13 protein-coding genes and 1 pseudogene are annotated in these 16,008 nt (G+C 42.3%); 5 read left to right on the forward strand and 9 right to left on the reverse strand.

All coding sequences use genetic code 11. The features are described 5' to 3' along the window. The coding region (locus DP116_RS18065; protein WP_169156493.1) for an NACHT domain-containing protein at window positions 1-2,528 on the forward strand (2,528 nt) is incomplete at its 5' end. A 299-nt stretch (window positions 2,529-2,827) separates the two neighbouring features. Here DP116_RS18065 and DP116_RS18070 read toward each other — a convergent pair. From DP116_RS18070 to hpnA, 4 genes are all read right to left on the reverse strand, one after another. After that, complete coding sequence (locus DP116_RS18070) at window positions 2,828-3,409, reverse strand: Uma2 family endonuclease (protein ID WP_169156494.1); 582 nt, start codon at window positions 3,407-3,409, stop codon at window positions 2,828-2,830. A 164-nt stretch (window positions 3,410-3,573) separates the two neighbouring features. After that, the gene (locus DP116_RS18075; RefSeq protein WP_169156495.1) at window positions 3,574-3,825 is read right to left on the reverse strand and encodes a type II toxin-antitoxin system HicA family toxin; all 252 of its coding nucleotides are present in this window, start codon (window positions 3,823-3,825) and stop codon (window positions 3,574-3,576) included. Between the two features lie 178 nt (window positions 3,826-4,003). Continuing rightward, window positions 4,004-5,026 carry an adenosyl-hopene transferase HpnH gene (hpnH, locus tag DP116_RS18080; protein WP_169156496.1) on the reverse strand — a complete coding sequence of 341 codons (1,023 nt, stop codon included), beginning with the start codon at window positions 5,024-5,026 and terminating at the stop codon, window positions 4,004-4,006. Window positions 5,027-5,119: 93 nt separating this feature from the next. Beyond that, window positions 5,120-6,139, reverse strand: a complete 1,020-nt coding sequence (hpnA, locus tag DP116_RS18085) for a hopanoid-associated sugar epimerase (RefSeq protein WP_169156504.1) — start codon at window positions 6,137-6,139, stop codon at window positions 5,120-5,122. A gap of 1,047 nt (window positions 6,140-7,186) precedes the next feature. Here hpnA and DP116_RS18090 point away from each other — a divergent pair. Both DP116_RS18090 and DP116_RS18095 read left to right on the forward strand, forming a co-directional pair. After that, window positions 7,187-7,333 carry a hypothetical protein gene (locus DP116_RS18090; RefSeq protein ID WP_169156497.1) on the forward strand — a complete coding sequence of 49 codons (147 nt, stop codon included), beginning with the start codon at window positions 7,187-7,189 and terminating at the stop codon, window positions 7,331-7,333. A gap of 192 nt (window positions 7,334-7,525) precedes the next feature. Next, window positions 7,526-8,701: a hypothetical protein gene (locus tag DP116_RS18095; protein ID WP_169156498.1), complete on the forward strand. Its 1,176-nt coding sequence runs from the start codon at window positions 7,526-7,528 to the stop codon at window positions 8,699-8,701. A 246-nt stretch (window positions 8,702-8,947) separates the two neighbouring features. On the opposite strand, the gene DP116_RS18100 is transcribed toward DP116_RS18095, so the two are convergent. From DP116_RS18100 to hpnI, 3 genes are all read right to left on the reverse strand, one after another. After that, window positions 8,948-10,609 carry a B12-binding domain-containing radical SAM protein gene (locus DP116_RS18100; protein ID WP_169156499.1) on the reverse strand — a complete coding sequence of 554 codons (1,662 nt, stop codon included), beginning with the start codon at window positions 10,607-10,609 and terminating at the stop codon, window positions 8,948-8,950. Between the two features lie 57 nt (window positions 10,610-10,666). Further along, the gene (locus DP116_RS18105) at window positions 10,667-11,713 is read right to left on the reverse strand and encodes an RRXRR domain-containing protein (protein ID WP_169156500.1); all 1,047 of its coding nucleotides are present in this window, start codon (window positions 11,711-11,713) and stop codon (window positions 10,667-10,669) included. Between the two features lie 324 nt (window positions 11,714-12,037). After that, entirely contained in the window at window positions 12,038-13,219 is a 1,182-nt protein-coding gene (gene hpnI, locus DP116_RS18110; RefSeq protein ID WP_169156501.1) for a bacteriohopanetetrol glucosamine biosynthesis glycosyltransferase HpnI, read from the reverse strand. Between the two features lie 290 nt (window positions 13,220-13,509). Here hpnI and DP116_RS18115 point away from each other — a divergent pair, with 290 nt between their 5' ends. Continuing rightward, window positions 13,510-15,138, forward strand: coding sequence for a cyclic peptide export ABC transporter (locus tag DP116_RS18115; protein ID WP_169156502.1), 1,629 nt, complete (start codon window positions 13,510-13,512; stop codon window positions 15,136-15,138). On the opposite strand, the gene DP116_RS30400 is transcribed toward DP116_RS18115, so the two are convergent. Together DP116_RS30400 and DP116_RS18125 are read right to left on the reverse strand one after the other, a co-directional pair. Further along, the gene (locus tag DP116_RS30400; RefSeq protein ID WP_369333952.1) at window positions 15,086-15,406 is read right to left on the reverse strand and encodes a DUF5615 family PIN-like protein; all 321 of its coding nucleotides are present in this window, start codon (window positions 15,404-15,406) and stop codon (window positions 15,086-15,088) included. The genes DP116_RS18115 and DP116_RS30400 overlap by 53 nt on opposite strands. After that, window positions 15,360-15,602, reverse strand: a complete 243-nt coding sequence (locus tag DP116_RS18125; RefSeq protein ID WP_169156503.1) for a DUF433 domain-containing protein — start codon at window positions 15,600-15,602, stop codon at window positions 15,360-15,362. The genes DP116_RS30400 and DP116_RS18125 overlap by 47 nt, the downstream gene beginning before the upstream one ends. Window positions 15,603-15,760: 158 nt before the next feature. On the opposite strand from DP116_RS18125, the pseudogene DP116_RS18130 reads away from it, so the two are divergent. Continuing rightward, a pseudogene (locus DP116_RS18130) lies at window positions 15,761-16,008 on the forward strand (hypothetical protein); the annotation flags it as partial.

The raw sequence follows: 16,008 nt of genomic DNA on the forward strand, positions 1-16,008 counted from the left end.
TCTCCTTAGTAAGGAGAGGGAAAGATTTTAGCGCCGATTCAAGCGAGGGTGAGGTTAAAAGCGAGATCTGTGTACACGGTAGCCTACAAGGAGAGGGAGTTATAGATGATGTGATATTTCCGCTGTTTATCAGGCTATCTGATTTAGATGAACAAGCGACTGAAGTTATAGACACAATTAGACTCATTATACAAAGAGACTACCCGAAAACCGCGCCACTGGTCAAGCATTTATTAGAAGAGAAATTAAAAAATGGCAAATGTCTGCTGCTTTTAGACGCTTTAGATGAAGTGCCAAAAGAACATCGCAATCACTTAAAAGACAAGCTGAACCGATTTGCTAGATATTATTCCTGTCCGATAATTTGCACTTCCCGAATTGTGGGTTACGGTGGCGCTTTTGTGGAGAGTGCTAAGGAGGTGGAAATCGTTCCTTTTAGCCAAAAGCAAACAGAACAGTATATTGAAACCTGGTTCACCAATGCTGCGGGTTACATTGAGGATGATTCCGTTTCAGCAGGGAAACTCATTGAAGAATTGCGGGATAAACCCCAAATTACAGGATTAGCACAAAATCCCTTACTTTTATCCTTGCTGTGTAGTTTGTATCAAGAAAAAGGGCTGACGCTTCCTGCACGGCGGACTCAGGTTTATGCAAAAGCCGTGGATTATATGTTGAGCAAATGGCGGAGTGACAATCATAGACAATCATCGTCTGATGGTTGGGCGATCGCCAAAATTCAATTATTGGAATCACTGGCATATCAATTTAGCTGCGAAGGCAAAGAAATTTTTTCGCTACGGGAACTGCGGGAAAAAATTGAAAAATTTCTGCGAGGTGAGAGTTGCAGTGATTTCAGAAATGCCAAAGCCGCCGATTTAATGAAAGAACTGTGTGAGGAAGATGGTATTATCCAAAAATTGGCAAGGCAAGGAGAGCAATACCTGTTCCTTCATCGGACTTTTCAGGAGTATTTGACGGCTTCTTATTTGAACAATGCCAGTGATGATATTGCATTGGCGAGAGAACATTTTTGGGAATACGACTGGCATGAAACTTTGACTTTACTCGCAGGGTTGATGGAAAATCCAATTCCCTTGCTGGAAGCTATTACCAAAGAAAAAGATGATATTTTTAAAACACTGTTGTTATTGGCTGGTCGTGCAGCTGCTGAATGCAAACAAAATAATCATCCTTTGATTGCTAAGATAATCGACAGAATTTACCAGTTTTGGCAGTTTTACCCAGATGCTAGTTTCATCACATCAACCGTCGTGACGCTTGGTCAAGTCAATTCGCAGATGTGCCAGAAGCTGCAAGAAGCCCTCAACGGCAACGCGGTAGAAGCTTTGGCTAAGATTGGCAACTCCCAAGCTGTGGATACTTTAATTGCTGTCCTCAACGACTCAAACTCCAGCATGAGAGGCAACGCGATAGAAGCTTTGGCTAAGATTGGTAACTCCCAAGCTGTGAATACTTTAATTGCTGTCCTCAACGACTCAAACTCCAGCATGAGAGGCAACGCGATAGAAGCTTTGGCTAAGATTGGCAACTCCCAAGCTGTGAATACTTTAATTGCTGTCCTCAACGACTCAAACTGGTACGTGAGAAGGTACGCGGCACAAGCTTTGGGTAAGATTAGCAACTCCCAAGCTGTGGATACTTTAATTGCTGTCCTCAACAACTCAGACTGGTATGTGAGAAGCAACGCGGCACAAGCTTTGGGTAAGATTGGTTCCTCTCAAGCAGTGAATACTTTAATTGCTGCCCTCAACGACTCAACCTCCAGCGTGAGAAGCAACGCGGCATTTGCTTTGGGTAAGATTGGCTCCTCTCAAGCCGTGGATGCTTTAATTGCTACCCTCAACGACTCAGACTGGAAGGTGAGAAGCAACGCAGCACAAGCTTTGGGCAAGATTGGCTCCTCCCAAGCAGTGGATACTTTAATTGCTGCCTTTAACGACTTAGACTTGAACGTGAGAAGCAACGCGGCATCTGCTTTGGGTGAGATTGGTTCTTTCCAAGCAGTGGATACTTTAATTACTGCCCTCAACGACTCAGACTCGAACGTGAGAAGCAACGCGGCATATGCTTTGGGTGAGATTGGTAACTCCCAAGCAGTGGATGCTTTAATTGCTGCCCTTAACGACTTAGACTTGAACGTGAGAAGGTACGCGGCACAAGCTTTGGGTAAGATTAGCAACTCCCAAGCAGTGGATGCTTTAATTGCTGCCCTCAACGACTCAGACTCGTACGTGAGAAGTAGTGCGGCATATGCTTTGGCTTATATTGGCAATCCAGAAACTTTGGCAAAGCTGATCCAACTCCCTGAAATAAACATTTATGATCGTGACATATTTATCTCAGCAAGGACATTGGCAGTTCGATTCAGCAAGCAAGGACTACTCAGCAAAGCAGGAAAGCCTTTGATTCCTGTCTATCCTGAGTTAGTGAAATTCATACCGATATGGGCATTTGTGAAGCGCCACATCCGATTTTTGATTTTGTCTTTTCGCTTTTTGATTTAGATTGATTTAATGCCTGTCATTGCGAGCGTAACGCAGTGAAGCGAAGCAATCGCAATGACATATTACAAGTATTTTGCAGGACATGATAAGTAGCTCAACCTAATCAAACCTAAAATGTCATTGCGAGCGTAACGCAGTGAAGCGAAGCAATCCCAAACCCTTGCGATTGCTTCATTCCGCTTCGCTCCATTCGCAATGACATAGTGACGTTTATTTTTGTTTACTTGCGTATCAGCTTCATGAGACAAGCTTTGGTGATGCATCTTAACGGGCGATCGCACAAATAACTTATCACAACTTCAGGGAAACACCTTAGATAAATGAACAGACAAATCCGGGAAACCAGGGAGAGTCACAACAGCATGAGGCAAAAAAATCTGTTTGCTCGCATAGCCAAAGTTGCCTTGCAAGTCTTGATAGGGCTGAGTGTAAACTTCCAAACAACTTGCTACCAAATTGAATATCCAGTAATTTGAAATTCCAGATTCTGCGTAGAGTGATAACTTCACTTCCTGATCATACTTGAGCGTAGCATCTGCAACTTCAGCCACTAGCAAAATATCTGCTTCTTGAGGATGTGCTGCTAGGTAATCGTCAGGACGATAACGCGCTATCACCAAGTCCGGTTCTGGTTCACTATTTGTAGCTAGAGTAATCGGTTCCTGTCCTCGGACTATTGCTTGTCCTTGTAGGAGTATTATCAATTCCGTAACCAAACGTGTATTGCAAACGGTGTGGGCAGTTCCTTTGGCTACCATTTGCATGAGTTCTCCGCGAATTAACTCTACTCGGTCATTTTCTGTAAGAAACCCCAACTCAATTAAGCGGTGATAGTCAGCTATTGTAAAACGTTTGGGAGTAACCGCTGCGAAAGTAGCCATACACAGACAACCACTTAGAAATAGGAATTTTGTTTTTAAAAACTAGTCTAGCGTCTTACCTCGATGAGACAAGCTTTGGTGATGCATCTGTTAGTCCATTTTAATGGACTTAGTCTATGAGCCTGGGACTTATAGTCCTAGGCGGACGACAACACTGCTGCTTTTTAGCTTGCCACCTTTTCCAAGAAACTGTCGAAAGCATTCCTATCGATTAACTCGTTTTCTATGAGTATTCGGCGTACAGCTAGCAAATGTACTGGATGAACATATGCTTGCTGTTCGTAAGCAGGTAAAATGACTAGTGCTTCCGATGAAGGATGCTGAAAAACTTTGTGAGAGCCAGATGTTCGTAAAGCTGTGAAGCCTAACTTCAACAGGTATTTTTCTAATTCATTAAAAATAATATCTCTATGCATTGTGACGAATGACTCCCTGTATCTGACGCAGAACATCAAATATATAAAATGTATTCAATTTTTTAACTTTTCTGATATCAGACTACCAGCCAAAATCCACAAATGACGACCATGCCAGAAAACACCGTGTCCAACAGAGCAATCATTTGTGGTGGCTGATGTAAGATCTATCCTCAGACTAGTTCCCCATACCCAAAAGCGCCTTCACCGATCGCCCGATATTTGTTGGTTGCATCGCATCCATTGCAGCTGTGGGTTCATAACCGCAATGTACCATGCAATCTGCACACTTGGGATTTTTACTAGCGTGACCGTATTGACTCCAGTCAGTTTTATCTAACAGTTCTTGGAAAGTTTTGTAGTGACCTTCATTTAGAAGATAACAAGGCTTCTGCCAACCAAGAACACTATAACTGGGACTACCCCAAGGAGTACAATCGTAGTCTTTCTCACCCATGAGAAAATCTAAAAACAGTGGACTATTAATAAAATCCCAGTTTTTCTTGCCTGCTTTGTAGGGAGCAAAAATTTGCCGGAAGAGTGCCCGTGTTTGTTCGCGTTTGAGAAAATGATCTTGATCGGGTGCCCATTCGTAACTATAGCCAGGGGAAATCGTCATACCATCAACACCCAGGGTGCTAAGAAAATCAAACAACTCCTGCAATTCTTTCGGGTCAGTACCGTCAAAAACCGTAGTGTTTGTAGCGACACGAAATCCTCTCGATTTTGCCGCACGAATCGCACTAATTGCAATATCAAAGACTCCTTTGCGGTCTACACACTGATCGTGTAACTCTCGCATTCCGTCTAAATGTACACTGAAGGTCAGGTATGGGGAAGGTTCAAACTTGTGCAGGCTTTTTTCTAGCAACAAGCCATTTGTACACAAGACAATAAACCTTTTGCGTGCAACCAAACCTCGGATAATCTCATCAATTTGAGGATGCAGCAGGGGTTCGCCTCCAGGAATGGAGACAACTGGTGCGCCACACTCTTCCACTGCAGTAAAGCATTGTTCAGGAGTTAAGTGTTGCTTGAGTATTTCTTTAGGATGTTGGATTTTGCCACAACCTGGACAAGCCAAATTACACCGGAATAAAGGTTCCAACATCAGAACCAGGGGGAAGCGTTTGCGACCCAACAGACGTTGAGTCACTATATACTTACCTATTTCAATAGCTTGTTGTAAATGAATTCCCATAATCTCCTCTACACCACCATTTATATCGACTCTCGCCAGCAGCAGTCTGCACTCAACCTATTGAGCAAAATGTCCGATGACAATTTTGCATGGTTATGGTAATCTGCCGAGAAGTCTCTTATTGTATGCTACCTCAACGTATTTCTCCGCCACAAACCAATTTACGGCGTCTTGTAAAGCTGTTCTAATTGGCGTTTGAGGTAAACCTAATTGTTGGACGGCTTTGGAAGCATCGTAATACATCGGTTGATGCGCCATGCGAACACCATCTAAAGGAATCGAAGGTGGTTTGCCTAAAGGCGCGAGAATTCGTTCATCAATCCAAGCTAAACTGAGGGGTAGCCACGCCGGGACAGATTTTTGAGGAGCACTCAAACCTGTGATTTCGGCAAGTTGGTCTAGTAGTTCTTTGAGGGTAAGGTTTTGGTTCCCTAAGATATAACGCTCTCCTGTTTTTCCTTTTTCCAAAGCTAATAGGTGTCCCCTCGCCACATCGCGCACATCGATAAAATTCAAACCCGTATTCAAATAAAAAGGCATTTGCCTTCGCAGAAACCGGAGAATAATATCCCCAGTGGGAGTTGGCTTGATGTCCCAAGGACCAATTGGAGTGCTTGGATTGACTATCACGATATCTTGACCCTGTGTTACTGCTTGTTTCGCTTCCTGTTCAGCCAAATACTTAGACTTCTTATACTGACCAATTAGTTCCTCAAGGGGACTTTGATGAGTTTCATCCACTACCTTGCCTAATTCACCTACCCCAATAGCAGCAACGGAACTCGTGTAAACGGTGCGTTCAATACCTGCTTGACGAGCAGCCGCCAACACATTGCGTGTTCCCAAAACGTTATTGTGGTACAGTACATCTTGGTCAGCTTGCCATAGGGAATAGTGAGCCGCAACGTGAAAGAGTACCTGAGCGCCCTGTATTTTCCGGTATAAATCCGGGTCGTTCAAGTCGCCTTTTATAATCTCTACGTCTAAATTTTGTAAATTGTTCAAGGGGCTGTTAGGACGAACTAAAACCCGGACTGTATAGCCTTCTTCAAGGAGTAACCGTGCCAAGTTAGCACCAATGAAGCCAGTAGCACCAGTCACAAACGCGCGAATTGTCATTGATCGTGTACCTTGCTATAAGGTTGTTAAATAAAATACGCTGGATAGAAAAAATATAAATCACAATAGAAAAACATTGCTGAAGAATGAAAGGTTTTCTTAGTTTTTTTATGGAAATAGCTTCCTGAAAGTTTTTAGAATAGTAAATAGAAATTTATAATAACGATTAGGGATTTTCTAATGCCCAAAAGCATTTTTAAGAAAATAGTTGTATCTGGCTTACTTTGTTCCTTGCTGCTCATGACAACCGCTTGCGGCGAGGATGAAAGTTATAGTGACACGAACTCTTCAGAAGTTAATCAAACAACAGAAATCAGGAATGGTGAAGTTAAAATGAATTGTTCCTCCAGTTCACCAGATAATGAGGTTACTACAACAGCAACTGTTAATGGAAGAGAGTACAAGTGTGAGAATGGACGGACGGTTAGGGTGAGATAAAGCTGCTTAGGTCAAAGGTCTTGATTGACAACAGAAGCCTGTAGGACGAAACAGACGGTTGATATCAGCCTCTAGCACAATGGAAAAACTTGGTAACTGTGCATTTAACAGTACTCGTAACTGTTCCATAAGTTGCGAGTAAAAGCACAATCACAAAAAATGGTCGAATTGAGTGCAATTTTTACTTAGTACCAACAATGTCTTGCTGAATACAATATTTATTTATGAATTAATTCTTAATTAATTCATAAAGTTACGGGCTAGAAGCGCAACATCCACAGATGTCTTGACACTCCCCTGCCAGCGTGAATATCGCAGTCATCTCTATTCAATGTATTGTAAAATACATTCAAATGTAACATTGTATCTATCTTAGGGAAGAAATAGTACGATTGATTTGTCGGTAATATGGGTATTATATTTATCCCATTACGGAAGTACACAAAGCTTCTGTCTACTTTTCTAGTGGCATATGATTAATAGACCTCTTGCAAAAGTGAGATTTTACGAGGTTCTGTTAAGAGTTAAGCGTTCAGAATTAAGAGTTCCCTGTTAAGAGTTCCCTGTTAAGAGTTCCCTACAACTGCCACGAAGTCTAATGAAATGACAAATAAAGAAGATATTTTCAGGGCTGAAATAGATGGTTTAGCTGTTGAGGTGATGGCACTAGGGGCAGAAGTTGTGGATTTGAAAGTTGAAATGACAGCACTTAAGGCAGCACTTGACGACAAGATTCAAAGCGCTATCTGACGCGCTCAAAGTAAATATATGAAATTTCAGTCTCAAAAAGAATTTTCTGAAACTTTCGATGAGTGAGGTTAAATTTTATCTTATGTAGCTACTTTGACAAAAAGTTTTAACATAAAGATAAGTTTGCGGATACTAGAACACCCGTAGACTTGTCTGCTCTTGCTCATGCTGTCTTGACTCAAAAATTAATTTATGCTATTACCTACTAACATTTCTAAAACTCCCTCGGTTGAGCCTTTGATAAACATTTGGGCGGAGCGTTATACAGTGGATGTGTCTTCTCTATCCAAAAATCCTAAATTCTATGGAGAATTGATTAAAGCAGCTTGGCCGGAAGCTAGAGCGTTGACTGCAGCTAAATTGTTGAACAGAGTATTAGTTCGTACAACTAATCAAGCAACTATACGCGCAAAGTCTCTGTACGAATATATTCCTGAGATTATTGATTCTTACTCAGAGCAGCGAATCACTCAATTTGCTTGCAAAGTTTATCAAAGATTACTGGAAGTTTACCAACAGCAGTCTGGTATCCTTGTCATTCCTACAAGCAGACAAACAACAACAAGTGATGATCAGCAGACAACTCTATTGCTATGGACCATACCAAACATCGAAAAGCTGGTCAATGAGATGCAACAGTTGTTATTGACATACCAGGAACAACACATAATGGCAAGAGATCAGCGTGTGGTTGGCTTTCTGACTACGCTGTTCAATTTCACTAACCAATCATTAATAAGTCAATTGACATCAGCTGAGAAAGTGCTGCTGTGTCCCTATTTCAAGTTCATTGAAGAATATGTTGCTATCCCCTGGGTGCGAGTCTGTGCAGCTGCTGCTAAGTATCAGCTAGGTTCACCAGCCTTGACTCTGGTTGAGCAAATGTTGCCTATGGCTTCTGAGATTAGTTCAATGGTTTACTGTCGGCTTTTAGAATTACTGCCCAATCATCGTAGCTTAAGAGGCGAATTGGGTCATCCACAGGTAACGCACTCTTGTCTTCGTGACTTAGATATGTTCCAGGGTTACTTATGGCTTTGCGTGTTAGAGGAAAGTCTAAAACCTGTGAAACAGGAACTGGTGCCATTATGTGTGATGGTTATGCCGAGTGTGGGAGTGAAATGGGAAATGACGGACAAATGGAAACGATTCTTAGCAGATGAAATAGAAAGCCGTGTGCAACTAGAACACAAACCTCTTTTGCTTCATTACACTCAAGGTATGGAAGAAGCATTCTTTGCAGCACGTAAGCAGCTAGGTTACCAGGGTGACGTAGTAGAAGTTATCTCTGAGTTTGCAGGAAACTTGGCTGTTCACCTCAACTCTGAAAATGCTTATGAGACTATGTGGTCAAGGCAACAGAGATGACAGAGTGACAAGTTATCTATAAGCTTTATATAACAGGGATTTTAACCGTTTTACCGGTAAAAAGATGAAGCCGCAAATCGAATAGGCTTAGCGCTAAATTTTCAACTAGGTTATCAGGTTTGAGACAGGAGTTGCTTCTTTTCGTTGTCAATAAGCCTGTCAATAAGCATCTATCTTGCCTGAGTATTGACCAATGAATAAGACATCAAAGGTGACATCAAAGGTAGTCCTAGATTTTTTCCAGTTCTAGAAGAAACGGGGCTGACTCACCGTCTTCCCGTGAACAGTATTGCGTATTTTTTGGGAATAAAAAGAAGCTGATTCTTCGTTTTTGGCACACTCCTGTGTGAACTGAATTAGATGGTGCCCAACCAGTCCCACGTGAATCAGTTGCTCGATATTACCAGCTTTGAATGCTGGTAGTGCCATTTTCCAAAAAGTGTTGCGATAGTTACCCAATATACCAACCCGCAGTAGAATATTGGTCAAAATTGTTAAACCTGTCTTAATATTTGCCCAAGAAGTGCGAGCAGGACTATTGGGAACCTCTATCCGATTAGAGTAAGTATGCTCCATGTTGTAGGCATACCTCTGATAGAGAAATTCCGGCTCATATGCCGTTGTAATGCAGCGACGCCACATCTCAACGACTTGTTCATAAGGCATTAAAAACTCGATATTCGACTCGCGATTTTCATCAAATATTAATCGCCCTTCTTTTTCTAACCTGCGCCACAATGGAGTTCTCGGCAATGCATGAAGCAGGTTAATTGTCAACATGGGAATTTGAGACAAACGAATAAACTCGATAATTCGGTCTGCAGTTGCTGGTGTATCTGTGTCAAACCCGATGATGATTCCAGAGACAACTTCCATCCCGTAGCTATTTAAAACCTTGATTGCTTCCAGAATTGGCATACTGAGGTTGTGAGTTTTGGAAATCGCGTTGAGAGCTTCTGGTTCTGGTGTTTCAATACCGCAAAAGACTGTACAGAAATATGCTTCACGCATCATTTCCAAAAGTTTGGGACTTTGCGCTAAATTCAATGTGGCTTCACAAGCAAATTGAATGGGATAGCCATTGCGCTTTTGCCAGTCTATGAGATGAGGAAGCAACTGCATGACGGCACGGCGATTACCCACAAAGTTATCATCAACAAAATACACTGCCCCCGGATTCCCATATTCCAACATTGCATCTAGTTCAGCGCTAACCTGTTCTGGAGTTTTTAGGCGGGGGTTGTTGCCATAAAGTTCAGGTATATCACAAAACTCACAATGATAAGGACAACCACTGGAGAACTGGATATTGCCAAGGAAATAATCATTCAAATTTAGCAGGTGATAAGCTGGAATCGGAAATTCATTTAAGGGCAATCGTTCTTTGGTTTCAAAGCGGATTTGCTGTGGGGGGCGATTGCTATGTAAATCCAAATACTCAATCATTTGGTCAGTTGCATCCCCCAACTCACCCAAATGCAAAATATCAAACTCTGGGTAATATTCTGGACAACCAGACACCGAAGGCCCACCCACAACTGTGATTTTACCTTCTTGATGGGCAAGCTGATTAATTTGATTCATCTGTGGTCGCTGGATATGCATCCCACTGACAATCACTACATCAGCCCACTGGAAGTCAGCCCTTGTTGCTGAATTCACATTTTCATCAATAAAGCGGACTTCCCACTCTTTGGGTAAATAGGATGCGACAACCAAAATGCCTTGTGGTGGCATAAAAGCGCGGACACCACCTCTTAGAGGATAAGCATGGTGAAAGGTTCCAAATGAGCGGCTGTACTTGGGAAATATACAGAGAATGCGTCTATGATTGCGCGGAATTTGCGAAGTGTTCCGAGTCGTCTTTTCAAAAAGAGGTTTTTCTAAAGACATTAACTCACCATTCATAAAACCTCGTGGGATGTGTGGAAACTCAGAGGCTTTAGCCCTGAGAGGAAACACGACTCAGGCAGTTTTAACTGCCGTGGTTCTCCATGAGCCGTAAGATTTGAATCTGCAATCTATTGGTATTGCACTTTGAGTTAATCTTTTACCAGTCTCTAAACTGTGTAAACTAATCGTTTTTCTGTCCGGGTCTTTTTTAGTTGGTGATTCCTGCCAACCACCGACATAACAAAAACCAAATTTAGGATGCTTGATTACTGAACCGCGCTTGAAACCCGCGCTTACTGTGCCTCCGTATCTAGTGCGGATATGTCCGACAGAATGCTGCAAGCGATGAAGTTGGCGACGATGAAACTCTAGCGGAATAATCTCAATTAATCGGGTGTTTTCCGGTTTGAGATGCCCATTGACGAACCAGTTGGCAAGTACCCAGGAATCAACACAGTGAGCGTCAAACTTGTTAGATAATTTGTTTTTAGATTTTTTCAATCCTAAGCTTTGACGCATTTCGTAAGTGTCGTTACCCGTCCTAGTTTCTAAACTGGCTATTCTCTTTAGTTCAGAATAAAACCACTTTTTACCAACCTCTAACGGGCTGAACATGGTATTCCATTTTCTTGAACCTTTCCAGGTCTTAGCTTTAATATCTTCAACAACAAAGGTCGAAATAGGGAACATCAAAGCTAACCACTTGCAAATGCGTAATTTCCATTGCCACCTAGCTTTAGTAGACGGTGGTAATTTTTGTTTGTTTACAAGTCTATTTTTGCGGTTTTGGCGGCATGGAGTATTACGAAATCTTCTGGCGCGTCGCATATTTCTACGAACTTCTACATGGTCTTTTACCCAATCAATGGCATGGGTCTGGATGTTTAGGTAAGTATGCGCCTGTGATTTAACTGTGTAGCCTTCTCGCTTACTTCCGGGATCAACACCAACTGCTACTGGTTGCGTGTTTCTATTAGATGGCTCTTGATTTAATCGAACACAAAATACTCCTTTTTTGAAAAAAGGTGTAGCCTTACCTGATTTAATCCAACGTTTTGCCCTACTAGGGGTAGTTGGCATCATGGGATGGTTATTTGGGTCAACTACTGGGACAAACATTTACGATAAGTCCTATTACTAGGTATTTATATCCCTTCGCTACTGACTACCACAGAGGTTAAAAACTAGGGAAGTATTCTTAACGTGTTTCGAGTTACCACACTCAGGCCATTCAGTTTAATTAGCTAGACACTTGTTTAACTTGATTTGGGGAGGTGGTGAATTCCCCTCTTGCAAGCCCAGTGGCTTTAGCCCTAGGTTAGTGACACTGGATTCACTCCACAAATTTGAATAGCTAAAAAAATCTTATCCCCATCCCCTCTCCTGAACAAGGAGAGGGGTGCCCGAAGGGCGGGGTGAGGTTCTTCGTTTTTTTATAAGTGTTCATCCGAACATAATATTATTTGTTATTTCCACTAGTTTACCGCCTTTTATGAGTCGAAATCTTCGCCCGCGCCATTCAATTGTGCTGCCAAATAAGCTGTAGCACCAAATGAGAAAGCCAATGACGTCGCGTACAGGAACAATCCAGAAAAACTTTTGGACACCAAAGTCTTGAAGGTAGATAACACCAACAACCCAGCCCATGACTAATCGCATCACCCAAGTGATAGCGAACACAGCACAGCCTATTGTTGATCCACCCGTAGCAATCAGTAGTAACAAGCTTGTGACAGTACCATAAGTAAAAATCAGTCCCAGATAACCCCAAGGACGGGAAACTCGTATACAACGCGCCCAGCGAATTTGACGCTGGATGGAATCTGCTATAGTGCTAGATGCCAATACGTGGTCAACTATGTAGTCGGAAAGGACAACCATTGAGCCTGCTTGAGTGGGTAAGTAACCGAGTTGAAAGTCGTCTGCGAGATAATCGGCGATCGCCCCAAATCCCCCAATTTCATCTAGCACTTGTTTGCGAATCACAATCGTTGAACCAAAGGCGAACTTGATCCCTTCTATTTGATTGCTGATTAAGACACCTGCATGGAAATCAGTAGCAGTTCCAACAGCTTCCAAAATGCTTGCCCATCCTTTGGCTAGAGAACGGTATAGACAAGTGACAACACCAACACTCTTGTCTTCTAGTGGCTGGATAACTCTTTGCAGATATTCTATCCCAACTCGGATATCGCTATCAGCAATCACCAAGATTTCATGTTTAGCTTTGGTGACGGCGTTAGCCAAATTACTCACCTTGGGGTTAGTTCCGATGATGTCTTCGCAGACGACTAACTCAATATCTAATTCTGGAAACTCGTGAATAATTTGCTTGACAACTGGTATGCCACAGTCTATTGGATCGCGAACACAAAAGATAATTTGATAGTTTGGGTACTTCTGTTGGCAAAAAGAAACTAAATTGTTGTATGTTTCGTCATCCTTACCACAAATAGGCTTGAGGATAGTAACGGGTGGGTGGAAATTTAGCTGTAGGGGATGGGGATGATGGAAGAAGGCGAACGCTGCATAAATTCCATAACAGTAAAACAAGACAGCCGATATACAGAGGATTAATAATAGGAAATGAATGATAGTCAGACTCAAAGTAGTTGTCAAAAGCATAGAAAGATACATTTGTTGTCTCAGATGCGACAGTGTGGGCGTATTATGAATGACCTGCACATTAGTGTATGACTTCAAATATGACTTTGGAGTCAAAAAAATACGACTTTTGAGGGATACTAGAAAAAGTTTTTATATGTAATGTCATGCTTTTTCCTAAGAAGGTTCCACTGGCGGCGCGCCACCAGTTATGAATGAAACAAACACCTTTTTCCCTGTTCCCTGTTCCCTGTTCCCTATTCCCTGTTCCCTGTTCCCTGTTCCCTGTTCCCTGTTCCCTGTTCCCTGTCATGAATCTGATTTACTTTCTCCTGCGTTCTTCTTGGGGAATGGTGGCGATCGCAGTTGTCACCGGATTTCTCAGTGGCGGTAGCAGCGCCAGCCTCATAGCCCTGATCAGCACTGCAGCAAGTCGCAGCGCTGGTGAACGCCTCACAGGTATGGCTTGGGGTTTTCTCGGACTGGCACTCGTAGCACTTATTACGAGTGTTATTTCTCAGGTGATGCTGATTCGCTTATCTCAGCGTGCTGTGTTTCAACTACGGATGGGCTTGAGTCGCCAGATTCTCTCTTCCGGGTTGAGTCATTTGGAACAGATAGGAAGTCCTCGACTCTTGGCAACCCTCACAGAAGATGTACAGACAGTTGCTAATGCTGTACACCAACTGCCTTACCTTTGTATTGATATTGCTATTGTAGCGAGTTGCCTGCTGTATATTACTTGGCTATCCTGGTTTGTACTTCTGATGGTTATAGGACTTGCAGTGGTAGCAATTGGTAGTTCGCAGTGGCTGTTAATAAGAGGAGAGAAATTCCTCACTCTTGCACGAGATGATCAAGATGTCTTGTTTAAGCATTTCCGCACTATTACCGAAGGAGTCAAGGAACTTAAATTACACCACAGACGGCGTCAAGTCTTCCTTTCTCAGAATCTGCAATCAACAGCAGCCCAATTCAGCCGTCACAACATTCAAGGTTTAACCCTGTTTACATCAACAACGAGTTGGGGAAGACTTTTGTTTTTTTTCGCGATAGGTTTTGTGCTGTTTGCACTTCCCCACCTGTTCACCATCAGTCGCCAAACTCTCTCAGGCTACATCTTGACATTTACATACTTGATGATGCCGATGAATAACCTTATGGAGAACCTCCCCGTAATCAGTAAAGCTAGCATAGCCTTGCAGAAGATAGAGTCACTGGGTTTATCTCTGGCAAACCAAGCTGAACAATCAACGGTTCCACCAGAAAGCAAGTCTTCGTGGCACGACTTACAATTTGTGGATGTTACCCATACTTATCGCACAGATCAAGAAGACAGCAATTTTATTATCGGTTCTATTAACATAACGTTTTATCCTCAACAACTGGTGTTTATTGTTGGAGGAAATGGCAGCGGTAAATCCACTCTAGCCAAACTTATTACAGGACTCTACATTCCGGAAGCTGGAGAAATTTTGTTTGATGGAGAGTTAATTACCGAAGAAAATCGAGAGTGGTATCGCCAACATTTTTCTGTGGTGTTCTCTGACTTCTATTTATTTGAAGAACTTTTGGGATTAGATAATATTAACTTAGATACTCAAGCTCAAGAGTACTTAAAACTACTCCAAATTGACCATAAAGTCAAAGTGAGAAATGGTAAATTTTCCACGACCAATCTTTCACAAGGGCAGCGCAAACGACTGGGCTTGCTAACAGCATATTTAGAAGATAGACAAATTTATCTCTTTGATGAATGGGCGGCTGACCAAGATCCAGTATTTAAAGAAATTTTCTACACTCAACTTTTACCAAAACTGAGAGATAAGGGTAAAACTGTACTGGCAATTACTCACGATGACCGCTATTTTCATGTAGCAGACAGGATTATAAAACTGGATTACGGTAAAGTTGAGTTTGATAAGACAAGGAGTCACTAAGACGATTTGAGAAAAGAATGCGACAGATGCGTAGGTTGGGTAGAGCGGAGCGAAACCCAACATTTACAGGTATTGTAGGCGTTGGGTTTCGTGCCTCAACCCAACCTACATGTGTAGCTATTACTGCGTCTTCGGCTACGGATAGCCCAATTTCGCTTACGTGAATTGTTTCAATACCTACATTACATAGCAAAACTCCTGCAGAGCGTGGTAGTCCCTGATCAAGCAACAGTTTCATACGTGGTGGGTAGCTCAATAATGCGGTCATCTAAGTAGGAAGAAGCAAAAATTAAGGCTTGCCGAATGTCTTCCTCTTCGAGTTCTGGGAACTCTTGACGCAGTTCTTCTCGTTCAGGGTATATAGCCAATAACTCAATCACTCGACGAACTGTAAGACGAAGATTACGAATGCAGGGCTGTCCATTCATCTGATTGGGATTGCTGGTGATACGGTCTAATTTCATCTATTCTGGCTCCAGAATTCTGACCCCATATTGTCACAAAATCTTACAAATAAGCACTCTTTGCGTACAAACCTGATATTAGTACTCTCAGTCACGCTAATTACAGTATCCTTCCCAACCTCATATTCAAAACTCATAAAATACTGAGGACAACACAGGTGCGTCACCCATTCTTTTTTTTCGCCTTACCCCTTGCAACCGTATTCAGCTTTAGCTACCTCACCATTGCAAGAGCACAAATCACTCCCGATAACAGTCTCGGTGCAGAAAGTTCAGTAGTCACGCCCAATGTCCAAATAAAAGACATTCCTAGCGACAGGATTGATGGAGGCGCGATTCGTGGAGGGAACCTGTTTCACAGTTTTCAGGAATTTAATATAAATGCAGGTAGAGGAGCTTATTTTTC

The sequence above is a fragment of the Brasilonema bromeliae SPC951 genome, from assembly GCF_012912135.1.
In the GTDB taxonomy this organism is placed as follows: domain Bacteria; phylum Cyanobacteriota; class Cyanobacteriia; order Cyanobacteriales; family Nostocaceae; genus Brasilonema; species Brasilonema bromeliae.

Excerpts from the sequence above, each read along its gene's own strand:
- DP116_RS18070 (WP_169156494.1), bottom strand. The coding sequence starts at position 3,409 with ATGGCTACTTTCGCAGCGGTTACTCCCAAACGTTTTACAATAGCTGAC.
- DP116_RS18075 (WP_169156495.1), bottom strand. The coding sequence starts at position 3,825 with ATGCATAGAGATATTATTTTTAATGAATTAGAAAAATACCTGTTGAAG.
- hpnH (WP_169156496.1), bottom strand. The coding sequence starts at position 5,026 with ATGGGAATTCATTTACAACAAGCTATTGAAATAGGTAAGTATATAGTG.
- DP116_RS18090 (WP_169156497.1), top strand. The coding sequence starts at position 7,187 with ATGACAAATAAAGAAGATATTTTCAGGGCTGAAATAGATGGTTTAGCT.
- DP116_RS18095 (WP_169156498.1), top strand. The coding sequence starts at position 7,526 with ATGCTATTACCTACTAACATTTCTAAAACTCCCTCGGTTGAGCCTTTG.
- DP116_RS18100 (WP_169156499.1), bottom strand. The coding sequence starts at position 10,609 with ATGAATGGTGAGTTAATGTCTTTAGAAAAACCTCTTTTTGAAAAGACG.
- DP116_RS18105 (WP_169156500.1), bottom strand. The coding sequence starts at position 11,713 with ATGTTTGTCCCAGTAGTTGACCCAAATAACCATCCCATGATGCCAACT.
- hpnI (WP_169156501.1), bottom strand. The coding sequence starts at position 13,219 with ATGCTTTTGACAACTACTTTGAGTCTGACTATCATTCATTTCCTATTA.
- DP116_RS18115 (WP_169156502.1), top strand. The coding sequence starts at position 13,510 with ATGAATCTGATTTACTTTCTCCTGCGTTCTTCTTGGGGAATGGTGGCG.
- DP116_RS30400 (WP_369333952.1), bottom strand. The coding sequence starts at position 15,406 with ATGACCGCATTATTGAGCTACCCACCACGTATGAAACTGTTGCTTGAT.
- DP116_RS18125 (WP_169156503.1), bottom strand. The coding sequence starts at position 15,602 with ATGAAATTAGACCGTATCACCAGCAATCCCAATCAGATGAATGGACAG.